A 13,314-nucleotide genomic window follows, 5' to 3' on the forward strand; every position below is an offset into this window, starting at 1 on the left:
GAGGGCAGCCCGATAGCCAAGAGTTCGAACAGCGATGAGCGGCGTCAACGAAATCCGGTCCACCTTCCTCGACTACTTCAAGGGCCAGGGCCATGAGGTGGTGGCGTCGAGCCCGCTCGTGCCGCGCAACGACCCGACGCTGATGTTCGCCAATTCGGGCATGGTGCAGTTCAAGAACGTCTTCACCGGCCAGGAGAAGCGGCCTTACGTCCGGGCCACCACCGCGCAGAAATGCGTCCGCGCCGGCGGCAAGCACAACGACCTCGACAATGTCGGCTACACGGCCCGCCACCACACCTTCTTCGAGATGCTGGGGAATTTCTCCTTCGGCGACTATTTCAAGGAACAGGCGATCAGCCATGCCTGGACGCTGGTCACCCGCGAATTCGGCCTGCCCAAGGAGAAGCTGACCGTCACCGTCTTCTCCGAGGACGACGAGGCCCACGGCCTCTGGAAGAAGATCGCCGGCCTGCCCGATTCCCGCATCATCCGCATCCCGACGTCGGATAATTTCTGGCGCATGGGCGACACCGGCCCCTGCGGCCCCTGCTCTGAGATCTTCTACGACCATGGCGACCACATCCCCGGTGGCCCGCCCGGCTCGCCCGACGAGGATGGCGACCGTTTCATCGAGATCTGGAACCTCGTCTTCATGCAGTATGAGGAGGCGGCGGGCGGCGTTCGAACCAACCTGCCTCGCCCCTCGATCGACACCGGCATGGGGTTGGAACGCATCGCCGCCGTGCTCCAGGGCACCCATGACAATTATGCGATCGACCTGTTCGCGGCGCTGATCTCCGCCATCGCCGACCTCACCAATGTCCCCTCCGACGGGCCGATGAAGGCGAGCCACCGCGTCATCGCCGACCATCTGCGCTGCTCGGCCTTCCTGATTGCCGACGGCGTGCTGCCCTCGAACGAGGGCCGCGGCTATGTGCTGCGCCGGATCATGCGCCGCGGCATGCGCCATGCGCAGCTGCTCGGCGCCAGGGAGCCGCTGCTGCACCGCCTCGTTCCGGTGCTGACCCGCGAGATGGGCCGCGCCTATCCCGAGCTGCTGCGCGCCGAGGCGCTGATCTCGGAGACGCTGCAGCTCGAGGAAACCCGCTTCCGCACCACGCTCGCCCGCGGCCTGACCCTGCTCGACGACGCCGCGAAGGACCTGACCGCCGGCCAGAGCCTCAAGGGCGAGGTCGCCTTCACGCTCTACGACACCTACGGCTTCCCGCTCGACCTGACGCAGGACGCGCTGCGCGCGCGCGGCGTCACCGTCGACACGGATGGCTTCGATGCCGCCATGCAGCAGCAGAAGGCCAAGGCGCGCGCCGCCTGGGCCGGCACCGGCGAGGCCGCCACCGAGAAGCTCTGGTTCCCGCTGCGTGACAGGCTCGGCGCCACCGAATTCCTCGGCTACGACACCGAGACCGCCGAGGGCGTCATCACCGCGCTGATCCGTGACAATGCCGAGGTCGAGACGCTCGCCGCCGGCGAAAGCGGGCTGATGATCGTCAACCAGACGCCGTTCTATGGCGAGTCCGGCGGCCAGGTCGGCGATGCCGGTACGGTCCGCGGCGCCGGCTTCCTGGCTGAGGTCGGCGACGTCCAGAAGAAGCTCGGCGATGTCTTCGCCCATGCCGTCACGGTCAAGGAGGGCGTGCTGAAGCGCGGCGCCGCCGTCGAACTGACGGTCGACCATGCCCGCCGCACCGCGATCCGCGCCAACCACTCCGCCACCCATCTGCTGCACGAGGCCCTGCGCCTCGTGCTCGGCGACCATGTCGCGCAGAAGGGCTCGCTGGTCTCGCCCGAGCGCCTGCGCTTCGACTTCTCGCATCCCAAGCCGATTTCGGACGAGGAGCTGCGCGAGGTCGAGGAGATCGCCAACGCCATCGTGCTCAGGAACGAGCCGGTTTCGACGCGGCTGATGAGCGTCGACGAGGCCATCGCCTCGGGCGCCCGCGCCCTCTTCGGCGAGAAGTACGGCGACGAGGTCCGCGTCGTCTCGATGGGCACGAATGCGACTGGCCGCGCCTTCTCGGTCGAGCTCTGCGGAGGCACCCATGCCGGCCGCACCGGCGATATCGGCCTCGTCAGCGTCGTCGGTGAGAGCGCGGTCGCCGCCGGCGTCCGCCGTCTCGAGGCGATGACCGGCAACGGCGCCCGCCTGCGGCTCAACACCGAGTCGCGTCTGCTCGATGGCCTCGCCAGCCTGCTCAAGGTGCCCGCGCACGAGGCCGGCCCACGCTTGGCCGCGCTGATCGAGGAGCGCCGCAAGCTCGAGCGCGAGCTGTCCGAGGCTCGCAAGAAGCTCGCCATGGGCGGCGGCGGCGAGGCGCAGGATCCGGTCCAGGAGATCGCCGGCACGAAGCTGCTCGCCCGCGCCGTCACCGGCGTCGAGATGAAGGATCTCAAGAGCCTGGCCGACGAGGCCAAGGCCCGCATCGGCTCCGGCGTCGTCGCCATCGTCGGCGTCGCGGAGGATGGCAAGGCCGGCGTCGTCGTCGGCGTCACGCCGGACCTGACGGACCGTTTCGATGCGGTCGCGCTGGTACGCGCGGCCTCCGAGGCGCTCGGCGGCAAGGGCGGCGGCGGACGCCGCGACATGGCCCAGGCCGGCGGCCCCGACGGCGGCAAGGCGCAAGGAGCGCTCGACGCCGTCGCCGCCGCGATGGGCTAAAGGCGGCATGGCCGTCGCCGCTCCCAAGGGTTGGCGGCGGCAGGTCCATCTCTGGCTCGACCATGGCGCGGGCGACGATCCCGTCGCCAACGGCATCCATCGCGGCCTCGTCCTGCTGATCTGCGCCAATGTCGCGGCGATCGTGCTGGAATCGGTTCCCGATATCGCGGCGCGCTTCGGCCCGGTCTTCCATGCGCTCGAAACCGTCTCGCTGGCGCTCTTCGCGCTGGAATATGTCGCGCGCCTCTGGGTCGCGCCCGAGCATGTGCGCTACCGCGCGCTGACGCCGGCGCAGGCGCGGCTGACCTATGCCGCCTCGTTGCCGGCCATGGTCGACCTGCTGGCGACCCTGCCGCTCGCCTTCGCCATGCTGGGGCTCGCCGACCTGCAGTTCCTGCTGCTGTTGCGGCTGCTGCGCTTCTTCAAGCTCGGGCGCTACTCGCCCGGCATGGCCTCGCTCGCTGCCGCGCTCCAGGCCGAACGCAAGGCCCTCTTCGCCTGCTTCGTCGTGCTGATGGGCGTGATGCTGATGACGGCGAGCGTCATGCACCTCGTCGAGCGCGAGGCCCAGCCCGACAAGCTCGGCACCATTCCGGACGCAATGTGGTGGGCGATCATCACCCTCACCACCGTGGGCTATGGCGATGTCTCGCCGATCACCGCCGCCGGCAAGGCGGTCGCCGCCGTCACCGCGGTGCTCGGCCTCGTCATGCTGGCGCTGCCGGTCGGCATCGTCGCCACCGCCTTCGCGCAGGAGATCCACCGCCGCGAATTCGTCGTCACCTGGAGCATGATCGCGCGGGTGCCATTATTCGGCCAACTCGATGCGGTCGAAATCGCGGAGGTGATGCAGTTCCTGCGCGCCCGCACGGTCCGCAACGGCGTCGTCGTCGCGCATGATGGCGAGCCGCTGCAGGCGCTCTATTTCGTCGCCAGCGGCGAGGTCGAACTCGCTCTGCCGGAGGGAAAGACGATTCTGGACGAAGGCCATTTCTTCGGTGCGCTGGTGCTGGACGACGTCGCGATCACGAGCCACGCCTCGGGCGTCAACGCCGCCGTCGCGACCGCGCCGACCAAGCTGCTCGTGCTCGACCAGATCGACTTCAAGGCGCTGACCGCGCGCAGCCCGAAGCTCGCCGCCCATATCCGCAAGCTGGCCCGCGACGCATGAGGCGGCGCCGTCTCGTGCTGCTGGCAGTGGCCGCCCTGCCGCTGGCCGCGCTGGCCTCGGCTCATGCGCAGGCTCCGGCCCAGCCGGCGACCGCCCGCAAGCCGCCCCAGCCCGGCGGCCCGGCGCTCTCGGCCTCGCAGCGGGTGATGGCCGGCTCGCCGCTGAGTGTCCTGGCGACGCGTGCGCCGGAGGGGTCGCGGCTCGCCATCGCCCGCCCGGCGGACCCGCCCGCGACCGCCATCGTTGTTGTACCGCTCGGCCCCCGCCCGTCGGCCAGCCTGCCCACGCCGGGCGAGGCCGGCGCCTATGAACTGCGCCTGACGCGCGACCAGGACGGCGCCCCGGTCATCCTGCTGCGCCAGCCGCTCGTCACCACGCCGCCGGAGGCGACGCTGGCCGCACCGGCCCGCATCGGCCGCGGCCAGGCCCTGCCGGTGCGCGGCATCGGCCCCAATGGCGAGCGCGACCGCGTCGTGCTGGTCCCGGCCGGCGCCGCCCCCGAGGCGGAAGGCCCGTCCTTCTTCCCGCAGGAGAACGTCGAGGCGACGCTGGACGGCCCCGACCAGCCCGGCGCCTACGAGCTGCGCTATGTCATGGACGCCCCCGTCAGCGGCCTGCGCGTGCTGGCGACGCGGGCGGTGACGGTGGAGTGAGGCTGGGCAGCCCCGTCTGCCGGCCTTACCCCTGGATCTTGCCGAACTTGCCGCGGGCGATCCTTTTCGCCACCCCGACGCCGCTCTTGATGCGCTGCCCTTCCGGCGCGATCGGCATGACCCAGATCTCCTCGCGGTTGCCCCAGGACAGCACGAGATCGTCGTCGATCTCCCAGCGCCCGGTGCGCCCGGCGGCATCCTTCACCGTTCCGTTGGGATTGACGCAGAGCGAGGCCTCGGTGTCGTAGGTGCCATTCTTGATCGGCCAGTCGAACACGTATTTCGCCCCGCCCGGCAGGCTCCAGGTGCCGACCAGCCGCACCGCGTTCACTTCCTTGATGATGTCGGCATGCTGCATGAGCGGAAAGCGCAGCCAGAGATCCGTGTAGGTGAGCGACTCGATCCAGGCGGCCCTGAGGCTGGGGCCCAGCATGTTGGCGAACAACCTGAATTTCGGGCCGTCACCATTGTGGACCTCGCTCACGTCGGGGTTCTTGAAGGAATGCGCGGCCGTCGTATGGCCATAGACCCAGACGCCGAGCCCGATCCGATCGTTGAGGGAGGTGGTCAGCCCCCCCGGCGATCCCGCGAGACAGGAATAGAAGACGACGCTCGCGCCCGGCTTCAGCTTCGGCTTGAGCGCGTCCGCCATCTTGTTGATGTCGTCGGGCGTCAGGATGTGGCCACCGAGCTGCGTGTTGTAGCCGTGCCCGAAATAGGCGAACAGATCGAGCCCGCCGGCCATATTCTCGATCTTTTTGAGCAGGTCGTCGCGGTTGCGCGGATAAGGCAGGCCATTGGAAAACTCCGAATAGCCGCCGGTATAGGCGTCCCGCAGCCGGGCCGCGGCCGGCTTGAAGACGATGTCGCAGTCCTTCTCGTCCTTCTTGTTGTCTCTCGTGGTGATGGCCCAAGCATTGATCACGGCCGGCTCCGGGGCTGCTGCGACGGTGACGCCCATGGGAGACCAGCATACCGGGATCGCACGTCCCTCAAACGGATGAGGTCGACTGCACGGCGGTCACGGGCGTGACGGCGGTAACGGGACGCGCCCGCCCGGGTTGGTCCTCGGAATGCCGACTGATCGTCCGCCGAATCTTATCCCCGCAGTCTCACCCGCCCCTATGCTCCCCCTGCTGCACCCGACCAAGGGGGCTGTCGCGAGGCGTCGTGCGGCCGGGTGTGGTGGCGGGTTTCGGGAGGCGTCGCCGTCGCGGGCGGGGGCTCCCGGAGGTCGAGCGGTTGGACGTCCCCTCGTCAGGGACTGATGGCCGCGACGCCCAAAATCCCCGCGCGCGGAGCCGGGCGGCGCGAGATCGGCGCTGCATCGACATTCCGACACCGACGCGCGGCTTTGGTCCGCGCGCCACCTGGCTCCGCGCATCCCCTTTCGGGGGCATTGATGCGAAACCCCGCGGCTCAGGCCGGTCGGGGGGTTCGGTGCGAGGTACGCTTCTAGTTGTCTCGGAAACACCACCGTCATCCTGGGCGGCCGAAGGCCGACCGGGATCCATCATCGGGCGCTGTCCAGCCCTAGGATGGATCCCGGTCTGCGCCGCTACGCGGCTTGTCCAGGATGACGGCGTCGAGGAAACGGCCGCCCCACGAAAAAGCCCGGCCGTCGCCGGCCGGGCTCTCATCGTGACGAAAAGCTCGCCCGCTCAGGCGGCCATGGCCTTGCGCATGTTCTCGCTGACCTTCTCGAGGAAGCCGGTGGTCGAGAGCCACTTCTGCTCGGCGCCGACCAGCAGCGCGAGATCCTTTGTCATGTCGCCGGCCTCGACGGTGTCGACCGTGACCTTCTCGAGCAGCGAGGCGAACTTGGCGAGCTCGGCATTGCCGTCGAGCTTGGCGCGGTGGGCGAGGCCACGGGTCCAGGCGAAGATCGAGGCGATCGAGTTGGTCGAGGTCTCCTTGCCCTTCTGGTGCTCGCGGTAGTGGCGGGTCACCGTGCCGTGGGCGGCTTCCGCCTCGACGGTCTTGCCGTCCGGCGTCATCAGCACCGAGGTCATCAGGCCGAGCGAGCCGAAGCCCTGCGCCACCGTGTCCGACTGCACGTCGCCATCGTAGTTCTTGCAGGCCCAGACATAGCCGCCCGACCACTTCATCGCCGAGGCGACCATGTCGTCGATCAGGCGGTGCTCATAGGTGATGCCGAGCTTGTCGAACTCGGCCTTGAACTCGGCCTGGTAGATCTCCTCGAAGATGTCCTTGAAGCGCCCGTCATAGGTCTTGAGGATGGTGTTCTTGGTCGAGAGATAGACCGGGTATTTGCGGATCAGGCCGTAGTTCAGCGAAGCGCGGGCGAAATCCCTGATCGACTCGTCGAGATTGTACATCGCCATGGCGACGCCGGCGTCCGGGGCCTTGAAGACCTCCTTCTCGATCACCGCGCCGTCCTCGCCGACGAACTTGATCGACAGCGTGCCCTTGCCGGGGAACTTGAAGTCGGTGGCGCGGTACTGGTCGCCATAGGCGTGGCGGCCGATCACGATCGGCTGGGTCCAGCCCGGCACGAGGCGCGGCACGTTCTTGCAGATGATCGGCTCGCGGAAGATCACGCCGCCGAGGATGTTGCGGATCGTGCCGTTCGGGCTCTTCCACATCTGCTTGAGGTTGAATTCCTTCACGCGGCCTTCATCGGGGGTGATGGTCGCGCATTTCACGGCGACGCCGTGCTTCTTGGTCGCGTTGGCGGCGTCGATCGTGACCTGGTCGTCGGTGGCGTCGCGGTTCTCGACCGAGAGGTCGTAATAGTCGAGCTCGAGATCGAGATAGGGGAAGATCAGCGTGTCCTTGATCTTCTGCCAGATGATGCGGGTCATCTCGTCGCCGTCCATGTCGACGACCGGGTTGGCGACCTTGATCTTGCTCATGTGAAACGACCCCTGCTGCTGGCCAGATGTGGAGCTTTTCCAGACTGCGGCAGGGATGCCGCAGGCGGTTGGCCGCTTCCTAGAACATCGGCCCTCAAAGGGAAATGCGGTTTTCGGCTAAGCCGGCGCAAATGCACGTCAGGCCGGGAGGCGCCTCTGTGGCAGGCGCGGCTTTCGCGCAACGCCGGGCAGCCGATCGCGAACCGCCCCATCCTCGCCGCAAAATCGTCCGGATCCGCCCCGAGCCTCCCGCGCTCGTTCACGCCGGCCCGGAAGACCGCCTCCCCCATGCCTCGCTCGCTCCTCCCTTGCTCGCCCCTGCCTCCGCTCTCGTCACAGCCTGCTCTCGCCACGCTCCGCTATCCCTTCGCCATCGCTCTGCTTCTGGCCGCCGCGCCCCTGGCCCGCGCCGAGACCCCGGCGGAGGAGCCGGCGCCGGTTCAGGACGCCGCCTTCGGCGAGGAGGCCGAAACCAGCCTGTTCGCACCGATTCCGCGCTGGGAGGCGGCGACACCGGAGCCCGCTCCGGAGCGTCCCGGCTATCTGACGCCCGGCGCCGGCCGGCGCGCTCTGCCCAATCCCCTCGCCCGGCCCGAGATCGCGGCGACGCCGATCCGCCGCGGGCTGACGCCTTCCGGCGCCCCGCTGCCGGCGGTGACCGAGCGCGCCGTCGGCATGAAGCTCGGTGCCGAGCAGGTCTCGCTCTCGACCGAGATCGTCACCGGTCAGGGCGGCTGGCAGCGCGGCGACACGCGGCTCGGCTGGAACCTGGCGCGAAGCGCCGATTCCGAGGGCAACGTCGTCTGGAGCGCGGCGGCCGGCGGCAGCCTGCCCGCTTCCGGCGCCGCGGAGCAGACCGGCGAGGCCGTGCTCGGCTACCGCTTGCGCCCGCACGATATCGTCACATTGACCACCGAGATCGCGCTGGCCGGCAGCTACAGCTTCGCCGCGCAGAACGGCCTCGCCGGCAGCCTGACGCCCCGCGTCAAGGTCGTCGCCGACCTGACCCGACCGCTGGCGACGCCCTGGCGCACCACGCTCGATCTCAGCCTCGGCCGGCAGGTGCCGATGGTCGGTCGCGACATCCAGACCAGCGGCACGGCTCTGCTGAAACTGGAACTGCCGACGCCCTGAAATGCAGGGCTGGCGCCCTTCCCGTCCCGCCGGCACCCCGATAGTCTCCAGCCCATGACAGCCGACGCGCCATCCTCTTCACCCCGCTTCGCCCTCGTCACCGGCGGCACCCGCGGCATCGGCCAGGGCGCGGCCCTCGCGCTGGCGGCGGCCGGCTACGAGGTCCTCGCCACCGGTCTCACCGAGGCGGAGGTCGCGGCCGCCCCGCCCCACGCCGCGATCCGCCATGCCAGGCTCGACGTCACGCAGGACGATGAGGTCGCGGCCACCGTCGCGGCCTGCCCGCGCATCGACGCGCTGGTGAACTGCGCCGGGATGATCCAGCGCGGCGGCAAGGAATTTGAGATCGAGGCCTTCCGCCAGACGATCGAGGTCAACCTCACCGGCACGATGCGGATGTGCCTCGCGGCGAAGGACAAGCTCGCCGCGAACCGGGGCGCCATCGTCAACATCGCCTCGATGCTGACCTTCCATGGCTCGGCCTATGCGCCGGGCTACGCGGCCTCCAAGGGCGCGATCGGCCAGCTGACCAAATCGCTCGCCGCCGCCTGGGCGGGTGACGGCATCCGCGTCAACGCCGTCGCGCCGGGCTGGATCGAAACCGAGCTGACGCGGCCCCTCGTCGAGGACGCCGCCCGCTCGGCGCCGATTCTGGCGCGCACGCCGATGAACCGCTGGGGCCAGCCCGGCGATGTCGGCGGCGCCATCGCCTTCCTGCTCTCGGATGCCGCTGGCTTCGTCACCGGCACGATCCTGCCGGTCGACGGCGGCTATCTGGCGGTCTGAGCGCCAGCCATAAAAATCCAACCGGCACAAGCAGATGCCGGGCTTATCTGAATCGGTTCGGCAACGACGGTTCAGCCACCATCGAACGGGAGAAACGCCATGAACAAGGTCAGCCCCATCCCCGTCGTCGCCAGCGACGCCGAGCGCTGGACGCCCTATCGCCATCCGCAGCCGAAGGATTCCCCGCCCGAGCTGATCGTGCCCAACGTCATCCCGGAGGATGAGCGCGTCTGGGTGCCGGTGGACGACAATGTCTGGTTCCGCCCCCTCTGCCTCAGCGTGACGCGCGGCTACTGGATGAACCTGCTGCGCGTGCGCCGCTCCGGCGTGCTCTCGCGCCACCGCCACCCGCAGCCCGTCCACGGCTATGTGCTGAAGGGGAAGTGGCGCTACCTCGAGCATGACTGGGTCGCGACGGAAGGGGCTTACGTCTACGAGGCGCCGGGCGAGACTCATACGCTGGTGGTCGACCCCGACACCGAGGAAATGATCACCATGTTCCAGGTCAACGGCGCGATGATCTATGTCGACCCGGACGGCAAATGCCTCGGCTATGACGACGTCTTCACCCGTCTCCACAAATGCCGCGCGCATTATGCGAGCAACGGGCTGGGCGCCGACTACGCGGACCAGTTCATCAGGTAACAGACCCGCTCGTCATTCTCGGGCGAAGCGAAGCGCAGACCCGGGAATCCCAGGACAGGAGGGGTCCGGCTTCCGCGATGGTCGGGTCAGGCCCGACCATGACGCCCTCGCCTACCGCCCGAGCTTCGCCAGCTCCACGGCAGCCCGCAGTTCGATATGCGCCAGCACGTCGTCGAGGCGCGGATCGTCGGTCGCCTCGCGGCGCTGGGCAAGATTGGCGCGGATCTGCTCGAGTTCGGAGAGGTTGACGCGCCCCGTGAGCAGCGCGGCCTTCAGCCGGTCGAGCCCGTCGAGAAGGTCGTGGCCGCGCTTGGCCTGGCGCTTCTTGCGCTCGGCCGGCTCCTCATAGGCCTGCACGGCCAGCAGCGTGTCGAGCGGGCCGGACGCGGCGATGCCGGCGCTGCGGCTGCTGGCTGCGCTGTCCTTGGTCGGCAATGTGAAGGCGGCGCCGCCCGAGCGCCGCGCCGTCCCGGCGGGGGCGGCGTTGGTGATGGGCGCGCGCTGGTCGATCCGGATCATGGTCGCCTCGCGTAATCGGTCATCGAACCCTCGCGCCGGCATGGTTAACAGGCGGTAAACCACCCGGCAGAAACTGCCGCCCCGGCAGGATCGGCCTGCACCGTCCGGCGGGACAGAGCCTGCGCCCGATTCCCAAACAACTGATAAATCAGCACTTTCAATTTAGCGGCGTCTGGCACGCGGATCGCAGGAGGGTTTCCGATCGTATCCTGACCGGTGAGACCATGCTCCGCACAGCCACCCTCAAATCCCTGGTGACGCCGCTCGCCGCGCTGGTCGCGCTCGGCTTCGCCATGGCGGCGAGCCCGGCGCAGGCGCTCTCCCGGATCAAGGACCTCGCCTCGGTCGAGGGCGTGCGCTCCAACCAGATCCTCGGCTACGGCATCGTCGTCGGCCTCAACGGCACCGGCGACACGCTCAACAACGCCCCCTTCACCAAGCAGTCGCTGACCGCGATGCTGGAGCGGCTCGGCGTCAACACCCGCGGCGCCAATATGCGCACCGCCAACGTCGCCGCCGTGATGGTGACCGCCAATCTGCCGCCCTTCGCCACCCAGGGGACCCGCATCGACGTCACCGTCTCGGCGCTGGGCGACGCCAAGTCGCTGCAGGGCGGCACGCTGCTGGTGACGCCGCTGCTCGGCGCCGATGGCGAGGTCTACGCGGTGTCGCAGGGCCCAGTCGCGATCGCCGGCTTCTCGGCCGAGGGCGACGCCAGCAAGATCACCCGCGGCGTGCCGACCGTCGGCCGCATCGCCAATGGCGGCGTCGTCGAGCGCGAGATCGACTTCGCGCTGAACAAGCTCAAGACGCTGCGGCTGTCGCTGCGCAACCCGGATTTCACGACCGCGCGCCGCATGGCCGCCGCGATCAACGACTTCCTCGGCGGCGACGCGGCCGAGCCGACCGACCCCTCCACCGTCGTGCTGCAGATCCCGCCGCGCTTCCAGGGCAACATGATCCGCATGCTCACCGAGATCGAGCAGCTCAAGATCGTGCCGGACCAGCTGGCCCGCATCGTCATCGACGAGCGCTCCGGCATCATCGTCATGGGCCGCGACGTCCGCGTCTCCACCGTGGCGGTCGCCCAGGGCAATCTGACGGTGACGATCACCGAGCAGCCTCAGGTCAGTCAGCCCGAGCCGCTCTCGGACGGCCAGACGGTCGTGACCCCGCGCACCAATGTGAAGGTCGACACCGGCGGCGGCAACAAGCTCGCCCTCGTCCGCGAGAGCGTGACGCTGGCCGAGCTGGTCGACGGGCTGAACGCGCTCGGCATCGGACCGCGCGACCTGATCTCCATTCTCCAGGCCATCAAGGCGGCCGGTGCCCTCCAGGCCGAAATCGAGGTGATGTGATGAGCCCCACCCTAGCCATGCCGGCCGCCAAGCTGGCCCTCAACGTCGCCGGCAGCCTCGTCAGCGGAGTGTCCAATGCGCTCGATCCCGCCAAGGCCAAGGCCAAGAAGCAGGCCGACGATTTCGAGACCATGTTCCTCGAGCAGGTCACGCAGCAGCTCACCGCCGCCCCTGCCGGCAGCGAAGGTCCGCTCGGCGAGAACGGCATCGGCGGCGACGTCTACAAGTCGCAGCTGACCCAGGAATACGCCAAGTTGATCCAGAAGTCGGGCGGGATCGGCCTGTCCGACAGCATCCTGCGCGATCTCCTGCGCGTGCAGGAGCAGTCCGGCGCCGCCGCGGCCGGAGCCTGAGATGTCCATCGCCAGACGGGTCGTCGACGAACGGCCGCGCATCGCCACCGCCCCCGAGGCGCGGGCTCTGGTCGAAGGCGTGCTGGAGGCGCTGTCGGCGCTCTCGCATCTCGTCGGCGAGGAGACGGAACTCGTCCGGGCCGGGCGCCTGCCCGAAGCGCTGACGCGGGAGCCGCGCAAGACCGAACTCGCCGGCCTCTACATGCGAGGCGTCGAACAGGTGAAGCTGAACGCCGTCGCGCTCGCCCGGTTCGTCCCCGACCAGGTGCAGCGGTTGAAGGCCGCGCATCTCTCCTTCCAGGGCCTGATCGAGACCAACCAGATCGTGCTGGCGACGGCGCGGGCCGTTTCGGAGTCGATCGTCCGCGACCTCGCCGCCGATGCCAACCGCCCGACCAAGGCCGCCGGCTACGGCCCGACCGCGACCGTCGGCGCCGGCGCTTTCGCGCGCCCCAATTCCGGCCCGCTGATGGTGTCGCGCCGGCTTTGAGCGCGGCTGCACCGGAACCCGTCAATATTTACCTAATTTCTTGACCTCGGATTCAAGTTTCTCTGCCACCGTGAGCAGGTTCGGACAGGTGCGACCGGTCCGGACGAACGGCAGGCAGCGGTCGATGCCGCTACGTCGTGACTCCAGAAGGAGTGAGCCATGGATTTCGGCAATGCGCCCCGCACGGCGCCCATCGGAGGCATTCCCGTCGTCCCCCGCGCCGACGTCGTCGCCACGCAGGGCGGTGTCTCGGTCGAGCTGCCTCCGGAGCAGACGGTCCAGTCGGCCCAGGCCGGCGAGGCTGTGAAGCTCGACCTGCGCGCGCAGGAACGCAGCGCCAGGGACCTCGACGCCCGCACCCGCGATCTGCAGAATCGGGCTGCCTTCGAGCGCCGCAGCGCCGAGGGCCAGCAGCAGCAGCGTCAGGCCGACCAGGATCTCGACGCCGCCGTGGACCGGCGCATCGTCATCGAGCCGCGCACCCGCGCCATCGTCATGCAGGAGCGCGACCGCGAAACCGGCGAGACGATTTCGCAATTGCCCGACGAAACCATGCTGAAGCTGCGCATCTATTCCCGCGAGCTCGCCGACCGCGCCCGCGAAGCGGAAGAGCAGCCGCCGGCCCCGCAGGTCGAGCGCATCGCCTGACCGC

Annotated in this window: 13 protein-coding genes; 10 read left to right on the forward strand and 3 right to left on the reverse strand. The window is 69.0% G+C overall.

Annotation, left to right across the window (positions count from 1 at the left end):
* Positions 1 to 34: 34 nt before the first annotated feature.
* From alaS to ACFPN9_RS06555, 3 genes are read left to right on the forward strand one after another with little or no spacing between them, the layout of a single operon-like run.
* Positions 35 to 2,677, forward strand: a complete 2,643-nt coding sequence (gene alaS / locus ACFPN9_RS06545) for an alanine--tRNA ligase (RefSeq protein ID WP_066718645.1) — start codon at positions 35 to 37, stop codon at positions 2,675 to 2,677.
* Positions 2,678 to 2,684: 7 nt separating this feature from the next.
* Positions 2,685 to 3,848 carry a cyclic nucleotide-gated ion channel gene (locus ACFPN9_RS06550; RefSeq protein ID WP_066718639.1) on the forward strand — a complete coding sequence of 388 codons (1,164 nt, stop codon included), beginning with the start codon at positions 2,685 to 2,687 and terminating at the stop codon, positions 3,846 to 3,848.
* Complete coding sequence (locus tag ACFPN9_RS06555; RefSeq protein ID WP_067255175.1) at positions 3,845 to 4,501, forward strand: hypothetical protein; 657 nt, start codon at positions 3,845 to 3,847, stop codon at positions 4,499 to 4,501. Before ACFPN9_RS06550 ends, ACFPN9_RS06555 begins: the two co-directional genes overlap by 4 nt.
* Before the next feature lie 25 nt (positions 4,502 to 4,526).
* Here the strand turns inward: ACFPN9_RS06555 and ACFPN9_RS06560 are convergent, their stop codons facing one another.
* Entirely contained in the window at positions 4,527 to 5,426 is a 900-nt protein-coding gene (locus tag ACFPN9_RS06560) for a hypothetical protein (RefSeq protein ID WP_156446468.1), read from the reverse strand.
* Positions 5,427 to 6,162: 736 nt separating this feature from the next.
* On the reverse strand, positions 6,163 to 7,377 hold the full coding sequence (locus ACFPN9_RS06565; protein ID WP_066720492.1) for an NADP-dependent isocitrate dehydrogenase: 1,215 nt from the start codon (positions 7,375 to 7,377) through the stop codon (positions 6,163 to 6,165).
* A 288-nt stretch (positions 7,378 to 7,665) separates the two neighbouring features.
* Between ACFPN9_RS06565 and ACFPN9_RS06570 the strand changes: the two genes are divergently transcribed.
* From ACFPN9_RS06570 to ACFPN9_RS06580, 3 genes are all read left to right on the forward strand, one after another.
* A complete protein-coding gene (locus ACFPN9_RS06570) occupies positions 7,666 to 8,511 on the forward strand; it encodes a hypothetical protein (RefSeq protein WP_067255040.1) in 846 nt (281 codons plus the stop codon).
* Between the two features lie 54 nt (positions 8,512 to 8,565).
* Positions 8,566 to 9,297 carry an SDR family NAD(P)-dependent oxidoreductase gene (locus ACFPN9_RS06575; RefSeq protein ID WP_066718760.1) on the forward strand — a complete coding sequence of 244 codons (732 nt, stop codon included), beginning with the start codon at positions 8,566 to 8,568 and terminating at the stop codon, positions 9,295 to 9,297.
* 99 nt (positions 9,298 to 9,396) lie between these two features.
* Entirely contained in the window at positions 9,397 to 9,942 is a 546-nt protein-coding gene (locus tag ACFPN9_RS06580; RefSeq protein ID WP_066718757.1) for a 2,4'-dihydroxyacetophenone dioxygenase family protein, read from the forward strand.
* Positions 9,943 to 10,053: 111 nt separating this feature from the next.
* Here the strand turns inward: ACFPN9_RS06580 and ACFPN9_RS06585 are convergent, their stop codons facing one another.
* Positions 10,054 to 10,461 (reverse strand): flagellar assembly protein FliX, encoded by a 408-nt coding sequence (locus tag ACFPN9_RS06585; RefSeq protein ID WP_156446474.1) that lies wholly within the window; start codon positions 10,459 to 10,461, stop codon positions 10,054 to 10,056.
* 224 nt (positions 10,462 to 10,685) lie between these two features.
* Between ACFPN9_RS06585 and ACFPN9_RS06590 the strand changes: the two genes are divergently transcribed.
* The 4 genes from ACFPN9_RS06590 (at position 10,686) to ACFPN9_RS06605 (ending at position 13,310) form a co-directional block, all read left to right on the forward strand.
* Complete coding sequence (locus tag ACFPN9_RS06590) at positions 10,686 to 11,819, forward strand: flagellar basal body P-ring protein FlgI (protein WP_066718754.1); 1,134 nt, start codon at positions 10,686 to 10,688, stop codon at positions 11,817 to 11,819.
* A complete protein-coding gene (locus ACFPN9_RS06595; protein WP_066718752.1) occupies positions 11,819 to 12,172 on the forward strand; it encodes a rod-binding protein in 354 nt (117 codons plus the stop codon). Before ACFPN9_RS06590 ends, ACFPN9_RS06595 begins: the two co-directional genes overlap by 1 nt.
* 1 nt (position 12,173) lies before the next feature.
* The gene (locus ACFPN9_RS06600) at positions 12,174 to 12,662 is read left to right on the forward strand and encodes a hypothetical protein (protein WP_066718750.1); all 489 of its coding nucleotides are present in this window, start codon (positions 12,174 to 12,176) and stop codon (positions 12,660 to 12,662) included.
* A gap of 159 nt (positions 12,663 to 12,821) precedes the next feature.
* Positions 12,822 to 13,310, forward strand: coding sequence for a hypothetical protein (locus ACFPN9_RS06605; RefSeq protein WP_066718747.1), 489 nt, complete (start codon positions 12,822 to 12,824; stop codon positions 13,308 to 13,310).
* The last annotated feature ends 4 nt before the right edge of the window (positions 13,311 to 13,314 follow it).

The sequence above is a fragment of the Allobosea massiliensis genome (genome assembly GCF_042655245.1).
GTDB classification, from domain to species: Bacteria; Pseudomonadota; Alphaproteobacteria; order Rhizobiales; family Beijerinckiaceae; genus Allobosea; species Allobosea massiliensis.

Excerpts from the sequence above, each read along its gene's own strand:
- alaS (WP_066718645.1), top strand. The coding sequence starts at position 35 with ATGAGCGGCGTCAACGAAATCCGGTCCACCTTCCTCGACTACTTCAAG.
- ACFPN9_RS06550 (WP_066718639.1), top strand. The coding sequence starts at position 2,685 with ATGGCCGTCGCCGCTCCCAAGGGTTGGCGGCGGCAGGTCCATCTCTGG.
- ACFPN9_RS06555 (WP_067255175.1), top strand. The coding sequence starts at position 3,845 with ATGAGGCGGCGCCGTCTCGTGCTGCTGGCAGTGGCCGCCCTGCCGCTG.
- ACFPN9_RS06565 (WP_066720492.1), bottom strand. The coding sequence starts at position 7,377 with ATGAGCAAGATCAAGGTCGCCAACCCGGTCGTCGACATGGACGGCGAC.
- ACFPN9_RS06570 (WP_067255040.1), top strand. The coding sequence starts at position 7,666 with ATGCCTCGCTCGCTCCTCCCTTGCTCGCCCCTGCCTCCGCTCTCGTCA.
- ACFPN9_RS06575 (WP_066718760.1), top strand. The coding sequence starts at position 8,566 with ATGACAGCCGACGCGCCATCCTCTTCACCCCGCTTCGCCCTCGTCACC.
- ACFPN9_RS06580 (WP_066718757.1), top strand. The coding sequence starts at position 9,397 with ATGAACAAGGTCAGCCCCATCCCCGTCGTCGCCAGCGACGCCGAGCGC.
- ACFPN9_RS06585 (WP_156446474.1), bottom strand. The coding sequence starts at position 10,461 with ATGATCCGGATCGACCAGCGCGCGCCCATCACCAACGCCGCCCCCGCC.
- ACFPN9_RS06590 (WP_066718754.1), top strand. The coding sequence starts at position 10,686 with ATGCTCCGCACAGCCACCCTCAAATCCCTGGTGACGCCGCTCGCCGCG.
- ACFPN9_RS06595 (WP_066718752.1), top strand. The coding sequence starts at position 11,819 with ATGAGCCCCACCCTAGCCATGCCGGCCGCCAAGCTGGCCCTCAACGTC.
- ACFPN9_RS06600 (WP_066718750.1), top strand. The coding sequence starts at position 12,174 with ATGTCCATCGCCAGACGGGTCGTCGACGAACGGCCGCGCATCGCCACC.
- ACFPN9_RS06605 (WP_066718747.1), top strand. The coding sequence starts at position 12,822 with ATGGATTTCGGCAATGCGCCCCGCACGGCGCCCATCGGAGGCATTCCC.